General features: G+C 41.8%; 10 protein-coding genes. 5 read left to right on the top strand and 5 right to left on the bottom strand.

Translation table 11 applies throughout. From position 1 onward, the window contains the following. Positions 1–48: 48 nt before the first annotated feature. Complete coding sequence (gene uvrA, locus ADF62_RS01055) at positions 49–2874, bottom strand: excinuclease ABC subunit UvrA (RefSeq protein ID WP_003094377.1); 2826 nt, start codon at positions 2872–2874, stop codon at positions 49–51. Positions 2875–3168: 294 nt separating this feature from the next. Here uvrA and ADF62_RS01060 point away from each other — a divergent pair, with 294 nt between their 5' ends. The 3 genes from ADF62_RS01060 (at position 3169) to ADF62_RS01070 (ending at position 5861) form a co-directional block, all read left to right on the top strand. Further along, entirely contained in the window at positions 3169–4113 is a 945-nt protein-coding gene (locus ADF62_RS01060) for a magnesium transporter CorA family protein (protein ID WP_037611177.1), read from the top strand. Between the two features lie 69 nt (positions 4114–4182). After that, positions 4183–4854: a DUF1129 domain-containing protein gene (locus ADF62_RS01065; protein WP_003094516.1), complete on the top strand. Its 672-nt coding sequence runs from the start codon at positions 4183–4185 to the stop codon at positions 4852–4854. Positions 4855–4970: 116 nt separating this feature from the next. After that, positions 4971–5861, top strand: a complete 891-nt coding sequence (locus ADF62_RS01070; protein WP_048787883.1) for a DUF4300 family protein — start codon at positions 4971–4973, stop codon at positions 5859–5861. A gap of 114 nt (positions 5862–5975) precedes the next feature. Here the strand turns inward: ADF62_RS01070 and rpsR are convergent, their stop codons facing one another. Genes rpsR through rpsF form a run of 3 tightly spaced genes read right to left on the bottom strand, consistent with a single transcriptional unit; the run spans position 5976 to position 7077 of the window. Then, a complete protein-coding gene (gene rpsR / locus ADF62_RS01075; RefSeq protein ID WP_000068665.1) occupies positions 5976–6215 on the bottom strand; it encodes a 30S ribosomal protein S18 in 240 nt (79 codons plus the stop codon). Positions 6216–6256: 41 nt separating this feature from the next. Beyond that, on the bottom strand, positions 6257–6775 hold the full coding sequence (locus ADF62_RS01080; protein ID WP_002891844.1) for a single-stranded DNA-binding protein: 519 nt from the start codon (positions 6773–6775) through the stop codon (positions 6257–6259). Between the two features lie 11 nt (positions 6776–6786). Next, positions 6787–7077 carry a 30S ribosomal protein S6 gene (rpsF, locus tag ADF62_RS01085; protein WP_003093185.1) on the bottom strand — a complete coding sequence of 97 codons (291 nt, stop codon included), beginning with the start codon at positions 7075–7077 and terminating at the stop codon, positions 6787–6789. Between the two features lie 203 nt (positions 7078–7280). On the opposite strand from rpsF, the gene ADF62_RS01090 reads away from it, so the two are divergent. Together ADF62_RS01090 and mutY are read left to right on the top strand one after the other, a co-directional pair. Continuing rightward, a complete protein-coding gene (locus tag ADF62_RS01090) occupies positions 7281–8234 on the top strand; it encodes a hypothetical protein (RefSeq protein WP_048787884.1) in 954 nt (317 codons plus the stop codon). Between the two features lie 1065 nt (positions 8235–9299). Then, positions 9300–10451: an A/G-specific adenine glycosylase gene (mutY, locus tag ADF62_RS01095; protein WP_048787885.1), complete on the top strand. Its 1152-nt coding sequence runs from the start codon at positions 9300–9302 to the stop codon at positions 10449–10451. Between the two features lie 305 nt (positions 10452–10756). Here the strand turns inward: mutY and polA are convergent, their stop codons facing one another. Then, entirely contained in the window at positions 10757–13396 is a 2640-nt protein-coding gene (polA, locus tag ADF62_RS01100; protein WP_003094257.1) for a DNA polymerase I, read from the bottom strand. Between the last annotated feature and the right edge of the window lie 77 nt (positions 13397–13473).

Raw genomic sequence — 13473 nt, forward strand, 5'->3', positions numbered from 1 at the left:
AACTTAAACCAACCTAAAGCAAAAAAAGACTCAAAGAGTCTTTTTACTTTATGTCAATTTTTCTTTCAAATATCGTCCTGTGTAGCTTTCTGGAACGGCTGCTACCTCTTCTGGAGTCCCTGTAGCAACGATAGTACCTCCACCGACACCGCCTTCAGGACCCAAATCGATGATATGGTCTGCGGTCTTGATAACATCCAGATTGTGCTCAATCACGAGAACAGTGTTTCCATCGTCCGCAAAACGCTGAAGCACCTTCAAAAGACGTGCAATGTCATCTGTATGGAGACCAGTCGTCGGTTCATCCAGAATATAGAAAGACTTCCCAGTAGAGCGTTTGTGCAACTCACTAGCCAGCTTCATACGTTGAGCTTCACCACCTGAGAGGGTTGTTGCTGGTTGTCCCAAGGTCACATACCCAAGCCCCACATCCTTGATTGTCTGCACTTTACGGGCAATCTTAGGAATAGCCGCAAAGAAGTCAACTGCGTCATCAACTGTCATATCCAGAATCTCCGCTATATTTTTCCCCTTATAACGAACCTCTAGGGTCTCAGAATTATAGCGTGTGCCATGGCAAACCTCACAAGGCACATAAACATCCGGCAAAAAGTGCATCTCAATCTTGATAATACCATCACCAGAGCAGGCTTCACAACGGCCACCCTTGACATTGAAAGAGAAACGCCCCTTCTTATAACCTCGGATCTTGGCCTCATTAGTTTGGGCAAACAGATCACGAATATCGTCAAAGACGCCCGTATAAGTCGCTGGATTAGAACGAGGTGTACGACCAATTGGACTTTGGTCAATATCGATCAAACGCTCGATATGCTCGATTCCTGTCACTGATTTGTGTTTACCAGGTTTCTCACTATTGCGATTGAGCTCTTGGGCAATTTTTTTCTTGAGAATTCCGTTAACCAAAGTCGATTTTCCCGAACCAGAAACACCTGTGACTGCAATCAACTTTCCAAGTGGAAACTTGACAGAGACATTCTTCAAGTTATTCTCACTAGCTCCTATGACCTCGATAAAACGACCATTACCTACACGACGTTCCGTCGGTACAGGAATTGATTTAGCACCTGACAGATATTGACCAGTGATTGATTTCTTATTCTTAGCCACTTCCTCTGGGGTTCCTGAGGCCATGATTTGACCACCAAAAGCACCAGCACCAGGCCCCACATCGATAAGCCAGTCAGCCTCACGCATGGTATCTTCATCATGCTCCACCACAATTAAGGTATTGCCAAGGTCACGCATCTTTTTAAGACTTGATATCAAGCGATCATTGTCACGCTGATGAAGCCCTATAGAAGGCTCATCCAAAACATATAAGACTCCAGAAAGGTTAGAGCCAATCTGTGTTGCCAAACGGATACGCTGACTCTCACCACCTGAAAGGGTTCCAGCCATACGAGAGAGGGTCAAATAATTAAGACCTACATTATTTAGGAAAGTCAAGCGGTCCTTGATTTCCTTAACAATTGGACGAGCGATCACTCTTTCATTTTCACCCAATTCAAGACGATCTATTTCCTGAAGATGGTCTGAAATAGACAGATCAGAGATTTGACCAATATTGAGGCCATTCTCACCACCAACACGAACCGAGAGTGCCGCTTCGTTAAGACGATAGCCATGACAAGTTGGACATGACAGCTCATTCATATAACCCCGCATGACATTGCGAGTGAAATCACTATTGGTCTCGTGGTAGCGACGATTGATATTAGTCACAACCCCTTCAAAAGGAATGTCAATATCACGCACCCCACCAAAATCATTAACATAATGAAAATGGAATTCACGATCTCCTGAACCATAAAGAACCAAATCCTGCTCTTCTTTTTTCAGTTTTTCAAATGGCGTATCCATATCCACGCCAAACTGATCCATGGCTTGCTCAAGCATGGCTGGATAATAGTTGGACGAAATAGGGTTCCAAGGCGCCAGCGCACCTTCACGCAAGGTCTTACTAGCATCAGGAATGACCAAATCCATATCAACTTCCAGTTTATTGCCCAAACCATCACAGGTCGGACAAGAGCCAAATGGGGCATTAAATGAAAAAAGACGAGGCTCCAACTCAGGAACTGTGAAGCCACAAACCGGACAAGAATAATGTTCTGAGTAAAGCAGCTCATTATCATCCATAGTGTCCACAATCAAGTAGCCATCCGCTAAACGTAGCGCCGCCTCGACTGAATCAAAGAGACGACTACGGATACCATCCTTATTGACCAAGCGGTCCACAACAACCTCTATGTTGTGCATCTTAGACTTAGACAACTCTGGCACTTCTGTAACATCGTAAATCTCACCATCTACACGAACACGAACATAACCATCCTTTTGTACACGTTCAAAAACGGCCTTGTGTTGCCCTTTTCTACGACGAACAATCGGAGCTAAAATCTGCATACGCGTACGCTCAGGAAGAGCTAGAACCTCATCCACAATCTGTTCCACAGAGGACGACTGAATGGCTCCATGACCATTAGGACAATAAGGGACACCCACACGCGCATACAGGAGACGAAGATAGTCATTAATTTCTGTTGCCGTTCCGACCGTCGAACGAGGGTTTTTACTTGTTGTTTTCTGGTCAATGGAGATGGCAGGACTCAAACCATCAATCGAGTCCACATCAGGTTTCTCCATATTTCCCAAAAACTGGCGGGCATAAGCCGAGAGACTTTCAACATAACGACGTTGCCCCTCTGCATAGATGGTATCAAAGGCCAAGGAAGACTTCCCAGAACCTGACAAGCCCGTCACCACCACCAGTTTATCACGCGGAATCTCCACATCGATATTTTTTAAATTGTGAGCTCTTGCTCCGTGAATCACTAACTTATCTTGCATATTTTTAAGAGGCCTAGCCCTAAAGCAACTGCCACTCCTTCCTACAGACGGATGGAAAATCCATCCCGACTTTCTCTCATAATTATAACAAAATTTCAATTTATCCAGCCAAAAAATGTTTCAAATGTAGTATAATGGTGAAGTGTCTAAAAAAGGCAAGGAACATCATCCCAAGCCTCTTTTGACAGCACCAAAAAAGCTAAGAGTAGTGCTAATTAGACTTAAAAGCGATTGTAAAAATCCTTTTATAATCAAGATGCTAGCACTTACTTAATGATAAAGGAGGGGTTCCCATTGAAACAAATGTTCTTATCCACCGGAAAAGAATTCAAAGAAATTGAAACATTCGAGCCTGGTGCTTGGATTCATTTGGTGAACCCTTCCCAAGAAGAAGCCATGAAGGTCGCAGAACGGTTTAACATTGATATTCAAGACCTCCGCGCCCCTCTGGACGTGGAAGAAACTTCACGTATCGATGTCGAAGATGACTACACCTTGATTCTGGTCGACGTTCCAACCCAGGAAGAGCGTAATAACAAAAGCTACTACGTCACTATTCCATTGGGTATCATCGTTACCGATGAGGTGGTTGTTACTACCTGTCTTGAGGACATTAGTCTCATGGATAACTTCCTAAACCACCGTGTGCGTAACTTCTACACCTTCATGAAGACACGCTTCGTCTTTCAGATCCTTTACCGCAATGCCCAACTTTACCTAACCGCCCTACGTTCTATCGACCGTCAGAGTGATAAATTGGAAGCTCAGTTGGAAAATGCGACTAAAAACGAGCACTTGATTGACATGATGGAATTGGAAAAATCCATTGTCTATCTAAAAGCCTCACTTAAGATGAATGAACGAATTGTCAAAAAGCTAACAGGTAACGCCTCTAGCTTGAAGAAATATATCGAGGACGAGGATCTATTGGAAGACACCTTGGTCGAAACCCAACAGGCCATCGAAATGGCAGGCATCTATGAAAATGTCTTGAATGCCATGGCCGAAACTTCTGCCTCTATCATCGGTAATAACCAGAACACTATCATGAAAACACTGGCTCTTATGACGATGGCTCTGGACATCCCGACCGTTATCTTCTCCGCTTACGGTATGAACTTTAAAAACAATTCTATGCCACTAAACGATTTAGATAACGCCTTTTGGGTCATCTTCTTCATCGCAGCCTTCGGGTCATCCTGCGTTGTTATCTACTTTATCAGAAAAAAATGGTTCTAACATAGAACCTCTTCTTTTCCCTAAACTGCTAAACTAAAAAATTAATACTATTTATCGAAAGGTCATCTCATGGACATCCAAAAACTCACCAAGAAAAACCAAGAATTCATCCACATCGCAACCAATCAGCTTATCAAAGACGGTAAGTCAGACCAAGAAATCAAAGACATCCTTGGTAATGTCATTCCTGAACTCCTTGAAAATCAGAAAAAAGGAATCACAGGACGCAGTCTTCTTGGTGCTCCAACGGTCTGGGCAGCTAGTTTCTCTCCTGAAAAACATCCACAACCTAACTCAGACAAAACCAGCAAAGAAGTCCCAGAAACAGACAAAACACCTTGGAAGATGTGGCTTGATACCTCACTTTTCCTTCTCGCCATTGTTGCCATCATGAACGCAGTCTTTGGTTTCTCTGGTACGCAAACAAGCTACGGCCTCACAACTCTTCTATCCGTATCATTCATCGGTGGTCTAGCTATGTACACTCCTTATCACTACATCTACCGTCACAATAACAAACCAAAAGAAGAACGTCCAAAATGGTGGTTCAGCATGACCGTCATCACACTCTCTTTTATTGCATGGTTCGCTCTCTTTAGTCTTACAGCCCTTCTTCCAAGCTACCTCAACCCTGGTCTTTCACCAATTGTGATCCTTACTATTGGTGTCATCGCTGGTGTTGCCAAATACTTCTTCAAACGTCACTACAACGTTCAAAGTACTTACGCACCTGCATCTTAATCAACCTCAACCTCAAGCACCCTTATGGGTGCTTTTTTACGTCAGAAATCTTGACACAGTTGGCTATTCTATACTAAAATGTTAAGGTTAATAGACAAAAGAAAGAATTCCAATAGATGCGTATCAAATTTTCTCTACTAATCATTGCTTGCTGCCTATTACTTATGGCTTGTGGCAACAAGAATACTCAGAAAAACTATCAAGCTTACTATAGTTTTAACAATGTGACAACTTCCACTCAGGAAAAGCAGCTAGCAAAAGCCTTAAAAAGCAAGGGTATTCCAACAAAAGACTGGAACAATCTAGCCCCTTATATTAGTCGTTACAATCAGGAAAATACAAACCTTCAACCTGTTGTCAAAAAATGGACCCAAAGTAAAATCGGCAAAGACCAAAACCAATTTGTCACCTTCCTTAATGAAAAAACTTTCGAAGATAACAAATCGCACTTTACTGATGATTTAAACTGCCGACGAACATCCTTCCTGCTCCTTCATAACCTTATTACAAGCTCAGAGGACCTTACTAAATTAGACCTCCCTCTTCAAAATGAATTTCGTGATCTCAAGTCACGCCACAAAGAGCTAAATGCCAAAGATCAAGCCCTCTACAGCCTTCTCTTTGGGGATAATATCAGCTACCAATCTACAGATGAACTCCTGAAAGCTTGGAAAGAAGCCGGACTCAAGTTTCCAGAAAATGTAAAACTCCTCTCCGTCTTTCAAAATAGCCCTGGTGATGTTAGTAACTTCCACACAGCTATAGCTTACGAAAAAGATGGTAGTATCTATATTTTTGAAAAACAAGATCCAACACTTCCTTACCGCTGGAGTTGTTTCAACAATTGGGTCGGCATCAAAACACACTGGTTAGGCAATCGTTTCAAGGTTTTCAAAGACAATGTCGATATCCTCGTTAACGACCAAAAATTTGATGATTTCTTAAAAAACACCCTCTATATACCACAAAACAACCAACTAGCCCCTCAAGATAAAAGAGAAGACTAGTTGGTTTCTCTTTTCCCCTAAAACATAAAATTAAACTCAGCACACAAGCCTAAGAATAACAAAAGCCTACAAAATCTAGGCAGAAAAAAACACCCTCTGTCGAGGGTATTATTTTTAGTCTTCGTTTACGTAAGGCATAAGTGCCATAACGCGAGCGCGTTTAATCGCTGTTGTTACTTTACGTTGGTTTTTAGCTGAAGTTCCTGTTACACGACGTGGAAGAATTTTACCACGTTCTGAAACGAAACGGCTAAGAAGCTCAGTATCTTTGTAATCAACATATTCGATTTTGTTAGCTGCGATGTAATCAACTTTTTTACGGCGTTTGAATCCGCCACGACGTTGTTGAGCCATGTTTATTTCTCCTTTATATATTTAATTCGTTTTGTCCATTCTTAGAATGGGAGATCGTCATCTGAAATATCCATTGGATTTGAATTACCAAATGGACTCTCGTCACGACCGAAGTTTGGTGTAGATTGTGCAGGTTGTGATCCACCAAATGAACCACCAGTTGAAGCTCCTCCACCGAATGAATTTGAATTATCAAATCCTCCAGCGTTGTAAGAACCACCACTGTGACCTTCACGTGCCGCACGGCTTTCCAACATTTGGAAATTATCAGCGACAACTTCAGTTACGTAAACACGTTGACCCTGTTGATTTTCATAGTTACGAGTCTGAATACGACCTGTAATTCCAATCAATGCACCTTTCTTAGCCCAGTTAGCCAAATTTTCAGCTTGCTGGCGCCAGATAACACAGTTAATAAAGTCAGTTTCACGTTCACCATTAGCACCCTTGAAGTTACGGTTAACCGCAAGGCTGAATGTTGCAACAGCAACGTTACTTGGTGTATAACGAAGTTCCGCATCACGGGTCATGCGACCAACGAGTACGACATTATTAATCATAATTTACCTTCTTACGCGTCAAGTTTAACGATCATGTGACGAAGAATGTCGCCGTTGATTTTTGAAAGACGGTCGAACTCGTTAAGAGCTGCATCGTCGTTTGCTTCAACGTTAACAACGTGGTAAAGTCCTTCACGGAAATCTTGGATTTCGTATGCAAGACGACGTTTTTCCCAATCTTTTGATTCAACAACAGTTGCACCGTTGTCAGTCAAGATAGAATCGAAACGTGCTACCAAAGCGTTTTTAGCTTCTTCTTCAATGTTTGGACGAATGATATAAAGAATTTCGTATTTAGCCATTGATATTTTCCTCCTCTTTTGGTCTAATGACTCATGGACTTTCGCCACGAGTAAGTGAGGTGCACTCACAAGATATAATTCTACCAAAGTTTGAGGGATAATGCAAGGAAAAAGTAAAGAGTTAGAAATTTGAATCCCTCAGAAAAAAGTTAAGCCCTATGCGTTATCTTTTCTCCGGTCAAACTTCATGCTAAAATAAGAGAATGCTTTATCATAAAAAGAAATTAGGAGAAAAACTAGGACTTCCCACCTTTAACCACTACTATAATATTCCTATTATTTCCCTAGAATATAACCTTAAAAAATTAGGTTCTAGTGATACCTATATTATCACTTTCAAACAGGACAATAACCTTTTTGTTGTTGACATAAGACATCAGCTTGGTCATACCAGCCATTTTGATACCGTCTCCCTCTTTGAACAAGACAAGCTCTTATCAGGTATCGCTGCTGTCCCTTTGGCCTCTGTTCATAGCATACAAATCTTGTCTTTTCCAGACAAGTTACACTCTCTGAACCCTAGTCAGCGTCTTAAAAATCTCGTCGCTCTTTACTACAAGAATGAAGAAATCATGCGTTACCTCAAGACGACTAAAAATATCGGTGATCAGGTGACAAGATATCAATTAGAGGCTGGTCGACTAGAAAGACAAGGTAAGGATTATGACTTCTTCAAGTACACCAGTCGTGGCAAAATACGAGAAGAAGACGGTCTATCGGAAGTGTCTAGCAAGGACTACAACTTCATTCCTGATTTTCATCCCTTCTTAACCTCGTCAAGAAGCCAGCAGGTTTTAAGCGTACCAGTAACCTACTTTGATGACAAAACGAAACAGACCGCTAGAATAGACATCATGGGGTGGTATATCAAGGACCAACAACTTAAGATTCGTTGGAAACCCAAGTACATGCGCAAACGCCGATGGCGCTCATCACGTATCTCAATTGATATCGTGACCGACAACTACTTCTTCCAAGGACAAATCTATAGAGACAGTAGCGCCCCCGTATTTCTGAACAACCTAAGCTTTGATAGCAAGATTCCTAAGAGCTTCCTGCCACATCTCCAAAAACAGTACCAAATCTTTATGGCTCTAGTAGAGGAACAAAAAAGACTGGCCCTCCTACGAAAGGTCCAGTTAAACAATAAGGATTAAGTATCTTTTAGCTAAATTCAACATATCAAAAAGCTCATTCTTACACGCTAGAATGAGCTTTTAAGATTTTTCAATTGTCATTAGAACATCCTTTTGGAATTTTGTAAAAAATATTTTCATAAGGAGGAGTCATTGTGTGTCACCATTTTTATACCTAGCAATCATAGATTACCTCCATCAACTTACAAATAACTTTCATGCATTGTAAATTTTCTATTACATCGGTATCACTCCCTAAGCTATTTTATGCAATAACTTGAAGTGTCTCCATTTTTATAGCGTCCTAAATTCATCATCATAGTAATCGCCTCCGATTCGTATGATTTGAGACCTATCTCCCCATTGACCACTCAATGAGGTTTACTTGTCGCCGTTCTTATAACGACTTACATCACATCAACATAAGCGTCACCTCGGTACTTTGTTACAAGATTTCAGCATTAAACTTTTGTCGACAGTTTACTCATTTGGCATCGGTATCACTCCCTTGTAGCTATTTTATGCAACATTTTTAATCGCCGTTCTTATAACGACTTACATCAAACATCAACATAAGCGTCACCTCGGTACTTTGTTACAAGATTTAAGCATTTAACTTTTGTCGATAGTTCACTTGTTTGGCATTGGTATCACTCCTTAAGCTATTTTACGCAACTGCTTAAGTGTCTCCATTTTTATACCTACTAACATTTCTCATGAGCTTTACCTCACTTTTTCTTAGGTTAACAGATTTGAGTTTGGCTTTCGACTTCTGGTGGTATCACTCCCTTGTAGCTATTTTATGCGACTAAATTAATCTCCGTTCTTGTAACGCCCTACTGTCATATGACCACGCTCCTCAGAGATGATTGGTAAAGTTAGTTATTTTGCCTACTGTTTTGTTTAGAAACCTTAGTCTCCGTTTTTGTACCTTGAAATATTGACTCTCACCATGGCTTTTACCTCCTTGATGAATCCTTCTCTTCTTTACACTCTTATTATAATGTAAACGCTTACTTTTGTCAATCTTTTTCTCTTGAAAACGAAAGATTTTTTGAAAAAAGATTTCTTTGCTACAATAGAGATATGTTAGATTTACAAGAATACGGCATTGTCATGTGGGATGCTGAGAAAATCGTATCTTTTCGTCGTACCCTCCTGGACTGGTACGATCGAGAAAAACGAGACCTACCGTGGCGTAGAACTAAAAATCCCTACTATATCTGGGTCAGTGAAATCATGCTACAACAAACCCAGGTTCAGACTGTCATTCCCTATTATGAGCGCTTTTTAGACTGGTTCCCAACAGTTAAGGATTTGGCTGAGGCTCCAGAAGAAAAACTCCTCAAAGCTTGGGAGGGTCTAGGTTACTATTCACGTATCCGAAACATGCAAAAGGCCGCACAACAAATCATGACTGACTTTGGTGGTCAGTTCCCAGATACTTATGACAATATTGCAAAGCTCAAGGGGATCGGCCCCTATACTGCTGGTGCTATTTCTAGCATCGCTTTTGAACTCCCTGAACCTGCTGTTGATGGGAATGTTATGCGAGTCATGGCTCGCCTCTTTGAAGTTAACTATGACATCGGAGACCCTAAAAATCGTAAGATTTTCCAAGCTATTATGGAAATTTTGATTGATCCTGACCGTCCTGGTGACTTTAATCAGGCCCTTATGGACCTTGGGACCGATATCGAATCGGCTAAAAATCCAAGACCCGACGAAAGCCCTATTCGCTTTTTCTGTGCAGCCTATCTCAATGGAACCTATGACAAATACCCCATCAAATTGCCAAAGAAGAAGCCCAAACCTATGCAAATTCAGGCTTTTATTATCAGAAATACAAAGGGTGAATTTCTTCTAGAAAAAAATATAGAGGGGCGTCTGCTAGGTGGTTTCTGGACTTTCCCTATCATAGAGACGGACTTTATTGGCCAACAACTCAGTCTTTTTAAAAATGATAATTGTGTCCTCGAAACCGTTTCACAAAAAGCTATTTTCGAGGAAAATTATGCTCTTAAACCAGTCTGGACAGACAATAGCTTTACACCTGTAAAACATACCTTCAGCCACCAAAAATGGACCATCGAGATGGTGGAAGGAATCGTCAATGACAACAAACTCACTACCGATAAAGAGCTATGCTGGGTAACGGCTGAGGACTTTAACCAGTTCCCAATGGCCACACCACAGAAGAAAATGATTAAAACTTATGAAGATAGCAAAAAAGGGTAGCATAGCGCTACCCTTTTTCTTATGCACCAAGTTTATCATACTTACGGCTACGACCCTTAACATAGCCAATCAAAATAATAGTGCTATCATAAGAGTCAGTAAATATCTTTCCTCTGTTTACTTGCCTTATATTTTTTAAGATAGGATATAATTGACCTATCAAAAAGAGTCAACAAACCCATATCCTACTTGGTCATAAAGTAGGTGATAATCACCAATACTGCCACGATACCTAGGATAACGGCTAGAAATCCCAGCATATAACGCAGGAGAAAATAGGTAAATGGAAAATTTTCTTTCATGCTTTACTTTGCCTCATACCATGTGCAGCCGTCATTTTCATCTGCGATGAGTGGGACAGCGAGTTCGACTGCAGCTTCCATGGTTTCTTTAACCAAGGCTTCCATCGCTACAAGTTCATCGTTTGGCACCTCAAGGACGATTTCATCATGCACTTGAAGGAGCATCTTAGTTTTATAGCCACCTTCTACCAAAGCCTTGTCTAAGTTAATCATAGCAATCTTGAGGATATCAGCGGCACTTCCTTGGATAGGTGAGTTGATGGCTGTACGCTCTGCGAAGTTGCGGACGTTGAAGTTACGAGAGTTGATATCTGGCAACTCACGACGGCGGTGGAAGAGGGTTTCTACATATCCTTTATCCTTGGCCTCACGAACCACATTATCCATATAAGCCTTAATACCAGGATAACGCTCAAAATAGGTGTCAATATACTCCTTGGCCTTCTTACGGCTAATGCCAAGGTTGTTAGAAAGACCAAAGTCAGAAATACCATAAACGATACCGAAGTTAACAGCCTTTGCGTTACGACGGTCGTTAGGTGTGACATCCTCTGGCTTTTCAATACCAAAGACACGCATGGCTGTAGAGGTATGGATATCTGCCCCCTCTTTAAAGGCAGCAATCAAATGCTCATCTCCCGAAATGTGGGCCAACACGCGCAACTCAATCTGTGAGTAATCCGAGCTTAAAAGCACTGCATCCTCAGTCGATGGGACAAAGGCCTTACGGATGAGACGGCCTTGCTCCAAGCGAACAGGGATATTTTGCAAGTTTGGATCCACTGATGAGAGGCGACCTGTCTGTGTTAAATCTTGCACATAACGGGTATGGATCTTGCCATCCTCAAGGATATAATCCTGAAGCCCCAAGACATAGGTAGACTGAAGCTTGGTGATTTGGCGGTACTCCAAAATCTTAGCTACGATTGGAGCAATCGGTGCCAAACGTTCAAGGACATCCACAGCCGTTGAGTAACCGGTCTTGGTTTTCTTAGTGTATTCCAAAGGTAGACCCATCTTTTCAAAGAGGATAACACCCAACTGTTTAGGCGAGTTAATATTGAACTCCTCGCCCGCCATCTCGTAGATTTCTTGGGTCAATTTGTCAATGACCACTTGGTTTTCCACTGCCATCTCGTTAAGGGTTTGTCCCTTGACCTTAATACCAGCGATCTCCATCTTGGCTAGCACATTTGCCAGTGGTAACTCCATGTCAAAGAGAAGCTCTGATTGGCCGTGTTCAGCTAGCTTTTCTAGCATGACCGGTTTGGCAACCTGAAGGACCTTGACTTTTTTAGCCAGGTGGCTGAGCAAGACCTCTTTTTCAGGAACGGCACGCTTAGCTCCCTTACCATAGACCACTTCATCTGTTTCTAACGGTAGGTCCGTATAGAGACGGGCAATGGTTGACAATTCATTGTCTTCAACGGTTGAGAGCAGATACTTGGCCAGACGTGCATCAAAATTAGCCGTCGGCAAGTCAATCCCTAAATGGCTCAAAAGGACCTTACTACGCTTGAAATCGTAGATATTAACAGCTTTAGAAAGAGCTGCTTGGAATGCTTCTGATTTGAGTAGATCAGTATCTGTAGACGCATAAATCTGCTTTTCATTTCCCCAAGCAAAACCGATGATGGGTTCTGTATGATAATTGTCACCGAGGATTTCAAAATAGAAGAAATCGTCAGAGCTAAAGTGATCCGCTGTTACTTGGCTAGGCTCTGCATAGGTCACATCAAAATCCTGTGGGATAGCCTCTCCGCCAAGAGCATTTTTGAACTGAACGAAACCCATCTCATCATAAAAGGCTGCCAATTTTTCAAGGTCAGGTCCCGTAAAGGCCGTGTCATCTAGGCCAATTTCAATAGGAGAATGGGTATCAATGGTCGCCAGAGTTTTAGAAAGGAAAGCTTGTTCCTTGTCGTTGATGAGATTTTCCTTCATCTTGGATTTCTTCATCTCGTCAATATGGTCGTAGATACCTTCAAGGGAACCGTGTTCCAAAAGGAGCTTAAGACCAGTCTTTTCACCAATCTTAGTAACTCCTGGAATATTATCGGACTTATCACCCATGAGGGCTTTGAGGTCGATGAATTGCGCAGGGGTAATACCCATTTTCTCCATGAGGTAGTCAGGTGTGAAGGCCTCAAACTCAGCCACACCCTTTTTCGAAATCTCAACCACGGTATTGACATCAGTCAACTGAATCAAGTCCTTGTCCCCAGAGACAACAGTAATTTGATAGTCCTCACTGGTATTTTCAGCCATCTTAGCCAAGGTACCGATAATGTCGTCTGCCTCGTACTGAGCCAGATCATAATAGGCGATACCACGTGCAGCCAACATCTCACGGATATAAGGGAACTGCTCACGGAATTCCTCTGGAGTCTTGGCACGACCAGCCTTATAGTCCGCAAACATCTCTGTACGGAAAGTTGTTTTTCCAGCATCAAAGGCTACCAAGACATGCGTCGGTTGAATACGCTCAAGTAGGTTGTCCAACATGAGGTGGAAACCGTAGATAGCATTAGTATGAAGGCCATTATTGTTACGAAAACGGTCAATTTGATTATAAAGTGCGAAAAAGGCACGAAAGGCAACGGATGAACCGTCAATTAGGAGTAATTTTTTCTGATTAGTCATAGGTTTATTATAGCATAGATGGGAGCATTGGTTTTAATTGAAATCCTCTTATTTTAGGGAGACTCTTTTGTAAAAAT

Origin of the sequence: Streptococcus sp. 1004_SSPC, from assembly GCF_001069025.1 — a bacterium.
Classification (GTDB): Bacteria; Bacillota; Bacilli; order Lactobacillales; family Streptococcaceae; genus Streptococcus; species Streptococcus vestibularis.